The organism is Rothia sp. HSID18069, assembly GCF_003989155.1.
GTDB lineage: Bacteria > Actinomycetota > Actinomycetes > Actinomycetales > Micrococcaceae > Rothia > Rothia aeria.
The window spans coordinates 83451-98139 of sequence record NZ_RBMG01000006.1; the positions used below are offsets into that span (position 1 = coordinate 83451).

Consider the following 14689-nt stretch of genomic DNA (forward strand, 5'->3'; position numbering starts at 1 on the left):
ACATTTAGAACAACCTAATCGGTTTAATAATATCTGCGGCAATAAGGATAACGGACATGAGGATGAATGCTCCAGCCACCACGTAGGTAAGCGGCATGAGCTTAATGGGATCGAAGGGACCCGGGTCTTCACGGCGGGTAAGTTTGGCGAAGGCACGGCGGGTAGCCTCCCATAGTGCCCCAAACACGTGCCCGCCATCCAGGGGCAGCAGCGGGATAAGGTTGAACGCGAAAAGCATCAAGTTCATGCTGGCCACCAGGGAGACAAGAGTTGCTTCCTTGGAGGTGCGGTCAATCTGATCGGTGGAGGCGACCTCCCCCGCAATACGGCTCACCCCCACCACAGAAACCGGCGAGTTCGCGTCGCGGTCACCATTGGTAACGAGAGTTACCCCAAGATCCCAGACCCGTTGCGGCAACGACCACATGGACCCGGCAATACGCGCCAGGGTATGCCCCACATTTGGCGGCACATCGGATAGGTTACCAGGCTTCAGCTCGGAGGTGGGAGAAATACCCACAAACCCGCCGCTGACTGTTTTAAATGACCCGTCCTCATTGCGGGCGTACTGGCCGGTCTGTTCATCAACCACGGGCCGCACCAGCTGCACCGGGGTGATGGTGAGGGTCTGTTCACGCCCGTCCCGCATGATCTTTATCTCACTGGGGGTGGTCCCTGCCGCACGGATAGCGCTTGAGACCGCCGTCCAGCTGCTGGTTTCAGTACCGTTCACCGCCAGCACCGTGTCCCCTGAACGCAACCCGGCAGTTTTCGCGGGGGACGGCTGAGAAGAAGCGCTGCACTCCTCATAGGTGATGGAATCTGTGTTCATGCTGACCGTCGGCACGCACTCCGATACGGAGCTGACCTTATTCGTGGCGGTGGGCAGCCCAAACCCACAAATTAGGATTGCGGTGCACACAACCCCAATCAGCAGGTTCATGAACGGCCCGCCGAGCATAATGATAATGCGCTTATACACCGGCAGCTTATAGAAGAGACGGTTCTCATCGCCGGGCTGGATGCGTTCGGCATCCGCCTCACGGGCGGCAGCAGAGAGCGATGCCAGCAGGCTGGTATTCCCGGAACGCACCTGCCGCTGGGGTACAGCATGTTTTTCGGCTGGTTCTGCAGTATCACCGGTGAGTTCAGCGGGTTCAGATGCTGCCCGCCCCGCCACGGTACCTGCGGCCGCGGACGCTGTGACCTTCTCACGTTCAATCGAAGTATCCTCTTCGACTGAAGCATCAGTTTTTTCTTGGGCGGCGGGCGGGTACATGCCAATCATAGAGATGTACCCACCGAGCGGGATGGCTTTAAAACCGTACTCGGTCTCGCCCCGGCGGAACGAGAAAATGGTTTTTCCGAAGCCGATCATATACTGGGGTACACGCACGCCGAAAAGTTTAGCGGGCACCAAGTGCCCCACCTCGTGCAGAGCAATGGATACCGCGATGGCAAACGCCATAATAATCACGCCAGCGGCGTAGTACAGAATCTCCACGTCTCTCCTTCAGAGCGGACTGCTTGTGTGTGCGGGATACCGCAAAGCCTTTAGGATACTCCTGTTATCTGTGAACCTGCTGAAGGCAGCACCGAACAAACACCACACCCAGACACCCCGTGTGGTAGTAACGGGGCAAATTATCTGTGTTCCCTAGCCCGGAACCGTGAGTAACGCTAATCTACGGGCCCAGTAGTTCACAGGCTTGTGCCCGCGCCCAGGTTTCGGCGTTAAGCACCGCGTCTAGGGTCATCTCGGTGTCTGTCACGGCTTCGCCGCTGGCGGTGTGTGCCTCCAAAACACGCGCCACGGAATCCACAATATCGGTAAACCGAATTTTACCGGCGTGGAAAGCACTAACCGCTTCCTCATTAGCAGCGTTAAAAACGGTGGGAAAAGTTCCGCCCCGCTTGCCCGCCTCTTTAATCATCTGCACAGCAGGGAAAGCCGTCGCATCAAGCGGTTCAAAAGTCCATGTTTGCGCCTGAGTCCAATCACAGGGAGCCGCTACCTGCGGAATACGATGCGGCCACGTCAGTCCCAGAGCAATAGGCAGAAGCATGGTCGGCGGGGACGCCTGGGCGATAGTCGCGCCGTCTACGAACTGAACCATTGAATGCACAATCGACTGCGGGTGTACCGCAACATCAATGCGGTCAAGATCAACCCCAAAAAGATGGTGTGCCTCTAATACCTCAAGGGCCTTATTCACCATCGTTGCCGAATTGGTTGTGACCACCAGCCCCATATCCCAGGTAGGATGTGCCAGCGCCTGCTGTGGGGTAACATCGTGAAGCATCTCACGCGTGTACCCGCGAAAGGGCCCGCCTGAGGCCGTGAGAATCAGCCGGCCTATCTCGGCGTCGGTACCGCTGGTTAGAGCCTGGGCAAGAGCCGAATGCTCCGAATCTACCGGAACCATCGGGGTTTCTAACGGTGAGGCATCGACGGCGGCACGCACAAGCGGTCCACCCGCGATCAGAGATTCTTTATTTGCAAGGGCAACCCGGTGCCCCGCTTTGAGGGCGGTCAGTGTGGGTTCTAAACCGATAGATCCGGTAATGCCATTGAGCACCACATCCGCCGGATGCGCCGCCGCCTCAACGCTGGCACGTTCTCCCCAGACGATGCGCGGACTGTACCCGCTAATGCCCGTGCTGCGGGCGGCCGCATCAAGGTATTCTCGCAACCGCTGTGCATCCTGCGCCGTGCCGCTGGTGGCAACAAGCTCGGCCCGTACCAGCACCGCCTGCTGTGCTAATAATTCGAGGGAGCGTGAACCGGCACTGAGAGCTGCAACCTTCAGCGGCGCATCCGCAGCATCGACGATGGTGCCTGCAAGACGCGCAAGATGCTCAATAACCTGTATTGCCTGGGTGCCGATAGACCCGGTAGAACCTAGAAGAGTGACCCGTGAGGGTGTGCGCACAAGGCTTCTCAACGTATCAGTAAGGGCGGGGGACGTGGCATCTAAGCGGGCGGAGGAACCAAATTTCATAGTTATAAGTATCCCCTATCCGAGGCTAGAACCAGAAGCGGACTACTCCCGCCCGTCAGCAGCTGCGAACCCCAGTATCGCCTGCGAAAGTCAGCGGCTACGCACGGACATACCGTTGGCGCCTCAGAGAGAAAGCACGCCGCCTTAGGCTAAGTCCTGCAGTAGCTCAATGCAGCGGTCCAAAAACGCGTCCACCTGAGTTTCGTCGTAGCAGACAGACCCGGTGGCAGGCCGGAACGAGGCGCGCTGCACTACACCAGCATCCAGCGGCTCCTCACTGTTGAGCTGGGCGAGCACCCGGTCACACAGTTCATCCACGTCACTAATGAAGTAGCCAACCGTTTTGCGTTTAGTAGGGCGGCGGAATTTCTCACCCCGAGGACGCTCTAAACGCCCCGCCAGCAGCTCACCGGTGGACCGTAAAGAACGCTCCCATTCGGTCAGTCCGTACCGCTGAATATAGCGGCTGCGTTCCAGTTTGGCGAACCTCTCCCCCACCTGCTCCAAGGCACGGTCCACTTCCACGGGATTGTATCCGCCGGGCTCAGCCTGAAAAATCACCTGCCGGATGGAACGTGAAGTGTATATGTCTGAAGGCACTTCTGCTCCGCTGCTGAGGTGCTCGTAGTCGTTGGCAAGGCGGGTAAATAGGCGGTCTACCTCCACACGGCGGTACCCGGCAACGGTCTCAGCGGTACGGGAGAAGCCCCCGTCACGGGCGGGCCTAATTTTTTTCCTTGCCAAAAGGACGCTCCTTCGTGTACTGGCGTTCAATAACCTGCAGCGCGGCTAAACATCTAGTGTACGGTATCCGTTACAGCGGCATCACGGTCCCAAAAATCAGGCACCCGGCGGCGGCGGCGAAAAGAATTGAGTCCAAACGGTCCATCATGCCGCCGTGACCGGGCAGGATGTTCGACATGTCTTTCACACCCAGCCGACGTTTTACTACCGACTCCATCAAATCCCCAGCCGTGGATGCGACCACCATCACAGGGGCTACGAGCAGCCCGTACCACCACGGCTGTCCCACAATAATGAGGGTGACAATGGCTACCAGGGCCGACCCGATAATAGAGCCAGCCAGCCCTTCCCAGCTTTTCTTGGGTGAAATTTTCGGGGCCATGGGGTGCCTCCCCCAGTTTACCCCGGCAATATAGCCGAACGTGTCGTTGCTAATGGCCATAAGGAGGATCATCAGGATTCCCAGCCAACCACGCTCAACACTCCCCAGGTAGACAATGGGGATGCTCATCAGCACCGGTACCCACAGTAGGGTCCCAAGAATCCCGAGGGTGGCCGCCGGGATGTTTGCGGTGCGCCTATGTCCGCTCAGAAGCAGGGTCCACACCAGCAGAATAACTGCCGATACCGCAGTACATATAACCAGCCCAAGCACCCCATGAATATATGAGGCGACAACGGTCATCACCGTCAACGCTCCGGTCGCGACGGCGGGGATGCCGTGCCCGCGCTTATCGTTCAAAGCATGAGCGACTTCCCAGGCACCCACCCCAGCGGTTAGCGCGGCAGTAAAAACCATCACGGGCGGGAAGAACAGCCCCAAGAGAAGAAGCACCCCGAAAGCCACCCCCACGCCAATGGCGGCGGGCAGGTCCCGCCCAGCCTTTGACGTGGGCTTTACCTGCGGTAGTGAGGGGGATTCCCCGGTGCTTTCGGGTTCTGCTGTCATCGTTGGTACCGGCTCCCGCTAAACCTCTAGCAGTTCGGATTCCTTGTGCTTGTACAGCTCGTCAATGGTATCAACATGTTTCTTGGTGAGGGCATCCAGTTCCTTCTCGGCACGTGCCCCATCATCTTCACCGATTTCACCGTCCTTAACGTACTTATCGATGGTGGTCTTGGCGTGACGGCGGATATTACGCACCGAAATGCGGGCCTCTTCGGCCTTATGGTTCACCAGTTTCGTGTATTCTTTACGGCGCTCAGCGGTCATTTCTGGCATCACCACGCGGATAGCCGCCCCATCGTTGCTGGGGTTAACACCCAAATCCGAGTCACGCAGCGCCTTCTCGATAGCGGCGAGGGCGGTCACGTCAAACGGCACGATTTTCACGGTGCGGGCGTCCTCAACATTGAACGAAACAAGCTGCTGCAGCGGGGTGGGTGCCCCGTAATAATCGGCGGTGAGCGAGCTGAACAGGCCCGGGTTTACGCGGCCCGTACGCACCTTAGCGAACTCAGCCTTAGCAGCTTCAACAGTCTTGTCCATCTTCTCGCCGGCTTCGGCAAGGGTTTCTTCGATCACTTCGGATCTCCTTCTGGGGGTGAAGTCGGCGCGAGCCGAATCTGAACATTATTTTCGTGGCGGCTTCCAGCGGTACGGGCGGGCTCTACGATGGTGCCCGGGTACTTGAGCAATGCCTGTAGTTATAGTTTAGTCGCCCCACGGCCTTCGCGGCGACTCTTTGCGCCTGTGTGTCGGTGCGATGGGGCAAGACGCCGCTGCATAATAGCGCGGCACCTAGCGAGTCACCAGAGTGCCCATCTTCTCACCCTTAATGGCGCGAGTCACGTTATCTTCACCCTGCATGCCAAACACGCGCATCGTCACGTTATTATCGCGGCACAAGGAAAACGCGGTCTGATCCAGCACCCGGATATTACGCTGCATCGCCTCATCGTAGGTGAGGTTGTACAGACGTTCAGCATTTGGGTCTTTATTCGGGTCGGCGGTGTAAATCCCGTCCACACCGTTCTTAGCGACCAGCACCTCATCCGCGTGGATTTCCAGGGCGCGCTGGGCGGCTACGGTGTCAGTTGAGAAGTACGGCAAGCCCGCACCAGCGCCAAAAATAACCACGCGATCCTTCTGCATGTGACGAATCGCGCGGCGTGGAATGTAAGTTTCGGCAACCTGCGGCATAGTGATAGCAGACTGCACACGGGTATCAATACCCTCCTGCTCCAGAAAATCCTGAAGTGCCAAAGAGTTCATGACGGTACCCAACATGCCCATATAGTCGGCACGGGAACGGTCCATCCCCGCTTGGGAAAGTTCGGCGCCACGGAAAAAGTTGCCGCCACCGATCACGATGGAGGTCTCTACCTCACCCACGGTTGCCGCGATCTGCCGAGCAATATTGCGCACCACCTCGGTGGAAATACCCACTTCACCGCCACCAAAAACTTCGCCGGAAAGTTTGAGTAAAACACGGCGTCGATGCCGGTTGCTGTCCTCGTACAGGGGGTGTGCGATCGATTCTTTCATAGAACCCTCCAACGGTTAGCTAGTAGTGGTCGGGGTATGCCCCATCAGTCTTTATCAAGGATACGTTAAAGGGAGGCCGCCGTGTGACGACCTCCCCTCGTTTTCTCGCCCCCGCCGCCAGGTTTCACCGGGTTAGGGGAGCACTAAAATTAGTGGCTGCGTATTTTTATGCGCCCACACGGAAACGTGCGAAACCGGTTGCGGTTGCGCCTGCCTCAGAGAGCACCTGGGCAACGGACTTCTTGGGATCCTTAGCAAAGTCCTGATCCAGCAGAGTGTTCTCCTTGTAGAAGCCCTTCAGGCGCCCCTCAACGATCTTGTCCAGAATCTGCTCGGGCTTGCCCTCAGTGATCGCGGTCTCACGGGCCACACGCTTCTCAGTCTCAACCTGGTCAGCAGGGATGGAGGCCGAATCGAGGTACTTGGGGCTCATAGCGGCAATGTGCACAGCAACATCGTGTGCGATTTCCTCGGTGTTAGCACCGGATACGGCCAGCAGAACACCGACCTGTGCGGGCAGGTCCTTGGAGGTTTTGTGCAGGTACACTGCCACGTTCTCGCCTTCCACACGGGCCACGCGGCGCACCACAATCTTCTCACCCAGCAGCGCACCTGCGTCAGTGGTCAGCTCCTCAACGGTCTTCCCCTCGTAAGATGCAGCCTGCAGCTCTTCCAGGGTGGAAGCGTTAGCTGCAATAGCAGCCTCCAGCACATTCTGACCGAACGCAATGAACGGGTCGGACTTCGCCACGAAGTCAGTCTCGGAGTTAACCTCAACCATGTAGCCAACGCCATTCTCCACGCGGGCAGCAACCAGACCCTCAGCGGTCGCACGGCCTTCACGTTTGGTGATGCCCTTCAGACCCTTAACACGGATGATCTCCGCGGCCTTCTGCTGGTCGCCGTTTGCCTCGTCCAGGGCTTTCTTAACGTCGAGCATACCTGCGCCGGTCTTCTCACGCAGTGCCTTAATGTCGGCTGCGGTGTAGTTCGCCATGTGAACTCCTCTTTATCCTTTATAAGATGTGGGCGCGATAACGCCCATGAGTTATGAGCAGACGGCACCCGCCCTGAGCGGGTGGGTACCGTCCGTGAGCTCCCCGTTACCGGGTGAGCTAAAGCTTACTTAGCTTCTTCTGCGGATTCCTCGGTCTTAGCGGCCTCGTGCTGCTCCAGAAGCTCACGCTCCCAAGCAGCCATGGGCTCCTCGGTGGTCTCCGCCTTGCCGCTCTTCTTAGCGTTACGCTCAAGCAGACCAGCTGCCACCGCATCCGCCACCACGCGGGTAAGCAGGTTCACGGAGCGAATTGCGTCGTCGTTGCCGGGGATGGGGAATGCCACCTCGTCGGGGTCGCAGTTGGTGTCGAGAATAGCCACCACGGGGATGCCCAGCTTCTGAGCCTCGTTAACCGCCAGGTGCTCCTTCTTGGTGTCAACAACCCACACCAGGGAGGGAACCTTGGTCAGGTTACGGATACCGCCCAGGGTCTTTTCGAGCTTCTCAAACTCGCGACGCATCAGCAGCAGTTCCTTCTTGGTGTAGCGTGAACCTGCGACGTCGTCGAAGTCGATCTGCTCCAGCTCTTTCATGCGCTCAATGCTCTTAGCGATGGTGGAGAAGTTGGTGAGCATACCACCGAGCCAGCGGTGGTTCACGTACGGCATGTTCACGCGGGTAGCCTGCTCAGCGATAGCTTCCTGGGCCTGCTTCTTGGTGCCTACGAACAGAATATTACCGCCGTGTGCGACGGTTGCCTTCACAGCCTCAAAAGCCTTGTCGATAAATTCGAGGGACTGCTGCAGGTCAATAATGTAGATGCCGTTGCGCTCGGTGAGGATGAAACGCTTCATCTTGGGGTTCCAGCGACGGGTCTGGTGGCCGAAGTGAACGCCGGAATCCAGCATCTCACGCATAGTTACGACGGGCATGTCGTCTCCTTTTTCTGGGTGCCGCGCCGACCTCCCGTCTCGGGCTAGCCGCACGCGCGCATAGTAGTTATCGGTTTCTCCTAGCGGCGCTTAAGCCAGGGGTAGCCCCGGGCCTCAGACCCTCACCGCCTAGTTTTATGGGGCGGACCGAAGGTTCCTTATCGTCCGGCTTGTGACACCGGACGCTCACGCCGCGCGTAGTCAGAGTACGCAAAAGCGCACACTGCAATACGAAATTGTACCCTATTGACGCAGGTTTTTCTGCTTCGGCTCTCTCACCGTGCCCGCGCCCCTGCCCTCAATACCTCACCCCAGTGGCAGTTCCGCTTATGAGGCAGTTTGTTTCTGTCCCTACTGGGCAGTCACCATGCTCCAGGCAGCTAATACGTTTCCCTTGCCTCGTTGACTCAGATACAGACCAACACCGCCACACGAGTGTACCCACGAAAGATCTGTTGCTGCGCACCTGTGGATAGCACCATTAGGTGACTGCGCCCCGTCTTTATCCACAGTTCTGGCAGACGACGCCCCAAGACTGAGAATTTTCTGGTTTCCTCAAAAGAACTACGTATTATCCCCGACCCAAGAAAATCGCTTAAGGAGAAAACATAATGCCTCTCTCCCTTACCGCGCATGCGTCGAAGACCTTACCAACAATAGCTGTATGTGTTGCGTTTATATTGTTCACCCCGCCCATTATCGTCTCTGCCGCCGAACCCGCCCAGGCCATCACTGTGCAGCAGGTATCGGCATCTCGCAGTAAATGGCGGTCACCCGCCTCCGGCAAAGTGCGCGTGCTCAAACCGTTCAGCAAACCAGCCCAGCGGTGGAGCGCGGGGCACCGTGGTGTTGATTTAGCTACCGACAGCGACAATGCGCAGGTGCAGGCCCCCGCTGCTGGAACCGTCGTCTTCTCCGGCAAAGTTGTCGATCGCACCGTGATCGTACTGGAACATCCAGGAGGCTTAAGGTCTAGCTTTGAACCAGTAAAAGACCCTCTTCCCGAAGGGACACAGGTATCCGCCGGGCAGACTATCGCAACATTAGACCCCGATATACACCACTGTGAGCAGGGGCCGTGCCTGCACTGGGGCGTGCGACGCGGCGGAGATAGAGAAGACGGAAGCGGCAAAAATGCCGAGTACATTAACCCGCTCACCCTGCTGGGGCGCGAACGGCCCAGCATCCTGTTGCCTGTTGATGGGAGCTTTACCGCAGGTTAGCGTGTAGTGGGCGTACAGCAAAGCCGCTGGCTCCACCGCAGAGGCGGTGTAAGCCAGCGGCTTATTCACGCGCAGAGGCACCCAGGTTATTTCAGGTAGTCCTGTTCGCGCTGTGAAGAGCTGCCCGAACGGGGCTGCTCAGAGACCGGTCGAGTCGGAGGCTCATGCTGAGCTGCACCGTTCCCGGAAATCGCCTGAGTAGGTTCCTCATACGTTACCTGCTGGTAAGACATGGGCACGGTGGGCTCTCCCATGCCTTCCTGCGGTGCATACTGGGGCATCGGGTGGGTCTTATCGTCCCAGGCACCGTTTGAACCCATATTGTTAATAGGAACAGTTGGCGGTTCGCCATACCCCGACTTCTGTGGGGGATACTGATCCTGCTGGTAGGTCCCTTCCTCCGAGTAGGGAGGCTGGGCTGGGCTATACCCCTGGGCCTGGTGGCCTCCGCCAGAGCGGCTCATAAAGTATGTTTCAGGGTTGCCGCCGTGACCGTACCCCTGCGCCTGCTGGGCAGCTGCGAGGGCTGCCCGTTGCTCGCGGGAGTTACGAAGTGAGGAGCTGATGCGCCTGCGGAACAGCAACAGGATCATGACGATCAGCAGCACCAGAAGCACAATGACGCCATCAATTACCATATCGCTCATTGTTAGGCCAGCGGCCGGAATCCTCAGAGTAAATGTTCCGTGCTCGTTGCTGACCGTCAGGTTACGCCCTTCAGCCTCAGTTCTCGCCCCCTCAGGCAGAGAGTTCTGCGTCTCAAACTTTTTCTGATCCACCGTGCTCATAAACGGTGCGTTGAATGAGAAACTGTAGCTGCCTGAGTAGCTATCCCCCACTCGTGATTTGAGGTTAAACGCTGGTTCCACCGTGTATGAGGTACCGAAAGGGTTATAACCGCCGGGGTGAGTGATAGTGAATGTCGACCCGGGCAGGTAGCCTTCTAAACGATTGTTAAAATCAGCCGAGTCTTTCCCCTTAATAACAGTGGAGTAGACGGTATTGTCGCCGTCGTTCCCTTCCTCTAAGGTTCCAATATCATCGCCGGGAGAGAACTTCTTTTTAAGAGCCTCTGATGCTAAAGCCGCATCGGTGTTCTTCACTGAGTACTCGAAACGAGCCTCAACGGAGCCGTCCATGCCCAAAGATACAGAAGTCCTGGCATCCTGAACCTTAATTTCCTGGGTGGAGCTAAGGTCCACATTCTGCACGATGTTCTTAGACGATCCGCTATTTGAGGAGCTGCCCTGCTCGGTGTATGCACCGTTACTGCCGGAGAGCTTGAAAAGGGTTCCGTTACCTTCCGGTGAGCATACAATCGAGCAGTCCACCTGGCCGCTGACATGATTTTTCACCATGAGCTTGCCGGAGGTATCGTTCACCTCCTGCTCGTGCTTCAGTTCGGTGTTTTTATTCCCGAAGATTTTCTGCAGCTTCGAGTTCATGTCTTCTAAGTTGCTGGCTTCAAAGGTGAGGGTACGCCCCAGTTCTTCCTTCCCAGCGGAGGTGCTGGGTTTGGAAGAGACGGTGTAGTAGCTCTTAATGCTCGCCTCATCCACGCCCTTAGATACCTGTCCCCCCTCGGGGGTGGCCGACTGCAGGTAAGAGTCTACAGCCTTAGCTTTATCAGGCTCCATAATATCTTTTGCAACAAAAAATATTTTTGCAGTGTACGAGCCATTCTGCTGCACCTGCGTATCCACCAGAACGAAGCCGAACCCGTTATCTTTAATATCTTTCACTGAGATCGGGGTCGACGAGGATGAGTTTTTCAGCTCCCTATCGCCCATTTTGACAGTGGTTTTATCTTCTGTTCCAAGCACACTACTTTTGCGCTTCGACTCGATAACACCATCGACTACCAAGCTCTCGGGAACCCACCCCAACAATTCTTTGGAGCTGAAGTTCTCCGACACCTGTACACCCTGAACCAGCCCCGTGGTGCTGTCTGAGATGCTGATAGTGGGGGTTGTGGAGGATCCTGAAAGCTTCAGAAGGTTCTCAACTTTTGTGCGGTATTCGCTGATACTCGTAAACGAGAGTTTGAAGGTGGCACGCGCCTTATCACCATCGGTCTGTATACCCTCATAAGACAGTTCAGAAGGCAGATGCTTCTTAATCGACGAATCAATCGAGTTAATGTCACCCTTCACGTAGTCCTTATTGTCCTTCATATTGAAGGAGATGGACATCGTTCGGGAGCCTTTCTCGGCGTTCTCCAACCCCAGATCTGTCTCGACCCTGGCGCCGCATGCTGAAAGTACGAGCGCCACCAAAACCAGTAGAACGCCCAGGTAACGCACACGCATGGGGGTGCGCGTTACCTGGGCGTCGTCACGTTTCATGCTCATCAGAGATGTTCCGCTAGTGGGAGGGGTTCGGGGCTAATACGCTGAAGCCGAAGTACAGTACCAGAATCCCAGCAAGTACGTATGCGGTGCTTGACACCACGTACCTGAAGAACACCGATTTTTCGGTGTTGGCAACTTTCGCCTGTCCCAGGTACAGCAGGGATTCACCAACGATTACGCTAAATACGGCGAAGACTATCATCATCACCAAGATGGGGCGCTGCCACACGGCGTACGTATCGGTCACAGTACTTGCATGTGGCAGCAAGAATGAGAGGACGAACAGAACTAGGAAAGCGGGAATCTGTGGTAGGACAGCAGTACCCACAATAGCCATCGCGGAGTTAAACCCCATCTGCGACTTGCCGATGCGGGCGATACGCATCAGGCCCACCCCGCGTAGCACGAGCACACCAAAAATCAGGAGCAGGAAAATAAGGAATAGGAGGAACCTCTCATCGGCGGTGTACGCGCCCGAAGTGTACTTCGCTGTATCTTTAGTAACAACAAACAAGACACGGAAAATTTGCCCGGCATAGGTGTTCAAAAACGCCATAATGAACAGGGAACCCACAACCGACTGTAATGTGCAGGCAATAAGCCAGCTCCACAGGGGGTGCTGCTGCATACGGTCGTGCGCGCCAGTGGGGTTGCTCTTAAAAATATCTAGGAAGGCCCCACACACCCCCTTGAACGCCAACACAAAATGATTAGGGGCGGCCGGAGTCTGGCTCTGCTGATTCTGCTGGTACTGATCCTGCTGGTCATACCCGTTGTACCCGGGCTGCTGCGGAAGGTTATCGCTCATCATCGGTCCTTGTCTCAAGGGGGTAGACGCATCAGTTACGCCGTGCATTCAAACCTTCTGCGGTGCTAAGACTAGACCGCCAGAAGACTACCCTTTACAGTACCTTAAAACTGCGTCCAAGGGGCATGTATTCAGTCATGTTTTGACGAAGATTGACCCGGCTTATTTTTGCTTATTTTTATTTCTGCCGCACTGAGCTACACCACTATGAACATACTAAAACCCGCTCGGCGACTGCTAGACAGAGTCATACCGAGCGGGGGCATGTAGGGAGTGTGGGACTTGAACCCACGACCAAAGGATTATCAGACCCAGCCTGTCCCGGCCGCAACTCGCACCACAGCCCCACACCGGGGCTTTTATTTTGCCCCTCTACCCTTATTAACACATCACATCACATCAGCTACATAAGGAGTCCCCCATGCTTTGGGAACCGCACCAGACCGCGTTCACCACTTGGCAACTCGCGTCTGGAAAAACCGAATCCACCACGATTACTCGCCAACGCTGGATCCAGCACCTTGCACGCACCTACCCATCCGAGACGGCCCTGACCGTCACCGAAGATCAAGTTACCCAATGGCTTGCTAACCCCCGCTGGCAGCCCGCCACCCGTAAAAGCGCTCTCCAATCCATCCGGCAATTCTTCCGGTACCTCACCCTCACCGGCACACGAGACGACAACCCCACACGGCTTATCCCGTCCATACCCCAGCCTCGACACCACTGCCGCGCTATCCCCACCCGTATTATCACCAACGCCCTAGCGGAAGCAGCTACCACCGAAGAGCGGTTTATGATCCTGCTCGGCGCTCACGCCGGCCTCAGGCGCTCAGAAATCGCAGCCCTCCACACCCAGGACTACGCCAGTGGGTGGCTTCACATTACCGGCAAGGGCGGCCACACCAGGGTCATCCCAGCCCACCGCGAGATCCGCCCCTATCTAGAATCAAAAAGCACAGGATATTTCTTCCCCGGCCGCTTCACCGGACACCGCAGCAGCGACAACATCGCCAAAAAAATATCCCGCCTCCTCGGCCCTGGCCGCACCCCGCACCAGCTGCGGCATTGGTTCGCCACGACCGTTTACACCGAATCCCATAATCTACGTGCCGTACAAGAACTCCTCGGCCACGCCGACATCTCCACCACACAGCGCTATATCGGCGTAATAGACGACGACCTCACCTCCGCCGTCAACACCCTCCCACACCTCATATCATATTGAACCCATATCATATGAACCTCATATGATATGACCCCCTCGCCTTGACGTTCCGGGGGTGGGAGGGGCATAAACACCAGGCAGTGAGAAAAAGTTTTTTGCTGTTTTTGTTGCGCTTTTCGCTCCCAAAAGCAACTTATATATGAGACCCCCGCAATCACGTGTGGCGGGTCTCCTTTTAAAACCACACAGTCATATCATATTGAACCCATATCATATGAATTCAATACGATATGACCCCACCAGAGGAAGGAAAAAATATCATGATCATCGTTGTAGGAAACCATAAAGGCGGCACCAGCAAATCAACCCTGGCCGTGAATCTCGCCGTTGAATATCAGCGGCAAGGCCGCAAAGTCATCATCCTAGAAACCGACCCCACCGTAAGCACCGCCTCCCAATGGGCCGCCGACCGGGAAAACACCACTCAGGAACCCATCACTACTGTCCGTAAAACCGGGCGGCTTGGCAGCACCATTGATGACCTCGCCGCAGCATACGATATCGTGATCATTGATACCGCAGGCAAAGACTCTACAGAGCTCCGATCCGCCGCCCACAGGGCAGACCTACTCCTTGTACCCACCAGCACCACCGTCGCCGATTTAGATGCCACCCGGATCTTCCTCTCCTGGATGGACGAAGCCCGCGATATGAATCCAGCACTGAAAATGCTTGTCGTGATCTCCAAGGCACCGACTTATTGGCATAGCAACCATGTAGAAACTGCGACTCATGCTCTCGCGGAAATCCCCAAAGAAATAGAATTCGACCTCGCCGACACCGTGATCCATCATCGCAACGTCTACGCGCAGGCACTTTCTGAAGGACTAAGCGTCGTCGAATCTGACAACTCCAAGGCAAAAGCTGAAATCCAGCTCCTTACCCAGGAAATCACCCGCCTATAACCCAACCACCG

At 56.5% G+C, this 14689-nt stretch carries 13 protein-coding genes; 3 read left to right on the plus strand and 10 right to left on the minus strand.

Going from position 1 to position 14689, the window contains the following annotated elements:
- Positions 1-4: 4 nt before the first annotated feature.
- The 8 genes from D8M41_RS11180 to rpsB all read right to left on the minus strand — a co-directional run bounded on the left by D8M41_RS11180 (position 5) and on the right by rpsB (position 8163).
- Positions 5-1504, minus strand: a complete 1500-nt coding sequence (locus D8M41_RS11180; RefSeq protein ID WP_023132851.1) for a M50 family metallopeptidase — start codon at positions 1502-1504, stop codon at positions 5-7.
- A 181-nt stretch (positions 1505-1685) separates the two neighbouring features.
- Positions 1686-3002 (minus strand): 1-deoxy-D-xylulose-5-phosphate reductoisomerase, encoded by a 1317-nt coding sequence (gene dxr / locus D8M41_RS11185; protein ID WP_039955294.1) that lies wholly within the window; start codon positions 3000-3002, stop codon positions 1686-1688.
- Positions 3003-3146: 144 nt separating this feature from the next.
- The gene (locus tag D8M41_RS11190) at positions 3147-3746 is read right to left on the minus strand and encodes a DivIVA domain-containing protein (RefSeq protein WP_006889001.1); all 600 of its coding nucleotides are present in this window, start codon (positions 3744-3746) and stop codon (positions 3147-3149) included.
- Between the two features lie 70 nt (positions 3747-3816).
- Entirely contained in the window at positions 3817-4695 is an 879-nt protein-coding gene (locus tag D8M41_RS11195) for a phosphatidate cytidylyltransferase (protein WP_006889005.1), read from the minus strand.
- Between the two features lie 18 nt (positions 4696-4713).
- Positions 4714-5271 (minus strand): ribosome recycling factor, encoded by a 558-nt coding sequence (frr, locus tag D8M41_RS11200; protein WP_006889026.1) that lies wholly within the window; start codon positions 5269-5271, stop codon positions 4714-4716.
- A 216-nt stretch (positions 5272-5487) separates the two neighbouring features.
- Complete coding sequence (pyrH, locus tag D8M41_RS11205) at positions 5488-6234, minus strand: UMP kinase (RefSeq protein ID WP_006889002.1); 747 nt, start codon at positions 6232-6234, stop codon at positions 5488-5490.
- Between the two features lie 166 nt (positions 6235-6400).
- Positions 6401-7231, minus strand: coding sequence for a translation elongation factor Ts (gene tsf / locus D8M41_RS11210; RefSeq protein ID WP_126927047.1), 831 nt, complete (start codon positions 7229-7231; stop codon positions 6401-6403).
- Positions 7232-7356: 125 nt separating this feature from the next.
- A complete protein-coding gene (rpsB, locus tag D8M41_RS11215) occupies positions 7357-8163 on the minus strand; it encodes a 30S ribosomal protein S2 (RefSeq protein WP_006889032.1) in 807 nt (268 codons plus the stop codon).
- Between the two features lie 611 nt (positions 8164-8774).
- Here rpsB and D8M41_RS11220 point away from each other — a divergent pair.
- On the plus strand, positions 8775-9386 hold the full coding sequence (locus tag D8M41_RS11220; protein WP_006889024.1) for a murein hydrolase activator EnvC family protein: 612 nt from the start codon (positions 8775-8777) through the stop codon (positions 9384-9386).
- Positions 9387-9472: 86 nt separating this feature from the next.
- Here D8M41_RS11220 and D8M41_RS11225 read toward each other — a convergent pair whose 3' ends face one another.
- Entirely contained in the window at positions 9473-11737 is a 2265-nt protein-coding gene (locus D8M41_RS11225) for a hypothetical protein (RefSeq protein WP_006888968.1), read from the minus strand.
- A gap of 13 nt (positions 11738-11750) precedes the next feature.
- Complete coding sequence (locus D8M41_RS11230; RefSeq protein ID WP_037287474.1) at positions 11751-12545, minus strand: hypothetical protein; 795 nt, start codon at positions 12543-12545, stop codon at positions 11751-11753.
- A 421-nt stretch (positions 12546-12966) separates the two neighbouring features.
- On the opposite strand from D8M41_RS11230, the gene D8M41_RS11240 reads away from it, so the two are divergent.
- Positions 12967-13773, plus strand: a complete 807-nt coding sequence (locus D8M41_RS11240) for a tyrosine-type recombinase/integrase (protein WP_126927048.1) — start codon at positions 12967-12969, stop codon at positions 13771-13773.
- A gap of 260 nt (positions 13774-14033) precedes the next feature.
- Entirely contained in the window at positions 14034-14678 is a 645-nt protein-coding gene (locus D8M41_RS11245) for a ParA family protein (protein ID WP_126927049.1), read from the plus strand.
- Positions 14679-14689 lie beyond the last annotated feature (11 nt).

What these genes read in the sequence shown, in the direction of transcription:
- dxr (WP_039955294.1), bottom strand. Translation starts at nt 3,002, where the DNA reads ATGAAATTTGGTTCCTCCGCCCGCTTAGATGCCACGTCCCCCGCCCTT.
- D8M41_RS11195 (WP_006889005.1), bottom strand. Translation starts at nt 4,695, where the DNA reads ATGACAGCAGAACCCGAAAGCACCGGGGAATCCCCCTCACTACCGCAG.
- pyrH (WP_006889002.1), bottom strand. Translation starts at nt 6,234, where the DNA reads ATGAAAGAATCGATCGCACACCCCCTGTACGAGGACAGCAACCGGCAT.
- tsf (WP_126927047.1), bottom strand. Translation starts at nt 7,231, where the DNA reads ATGGCGAACTACACCGCAGCCGACATTAAGGCACTGCGTGAGAAGACC.
- rpsB (WP_006889032.1), bottom strand. Translation starts at nt 8,163, where the DNA reads ATGCCCGTCGTAACTATGCGTGAGATGCTGGATTCCGGCGTTCACTTC.
- D8M41_RS11220 (WP_006889024.1), top strand. Translation starts at nt 8,775, where the DNA reads ATGCCTCTCTCCCTTACCGCGCATGCGTCGAAGACCTTACCAACAATA.
- D8M41_RS11225 (WP_006888968.1), bottom strand. Translation starts at nt 11,737, where the DNA reads ATGAGCATGAAACGTGACGACGCCCAGGTAACGCGCACCCCCATGCGT.
- D8M41_RS11230 (WP_037287474.1), bottom strand. Translation starts at nt 12,545, where the DNA reads ATGAGCGATAACCTTCCGCAGCAGCCCGGGTACAACGGGTATGACCAG.
- D8M41_RS11240 (WP_126927048.1), top strand. Translation starts at nt 12,967, where the DNA reads ATGCTTTGGGAACCGCACCAGACCGCGTTCACCACTTGGCAACTCGCG.
- D8M41_RS11245 (WP_126927049.1), top strand. Translation starts at nt 14,034, where the DNA reads ATGATCATCGTTGTAGGAAACCATAAAGGCGGCACCAGCAAATCAACC.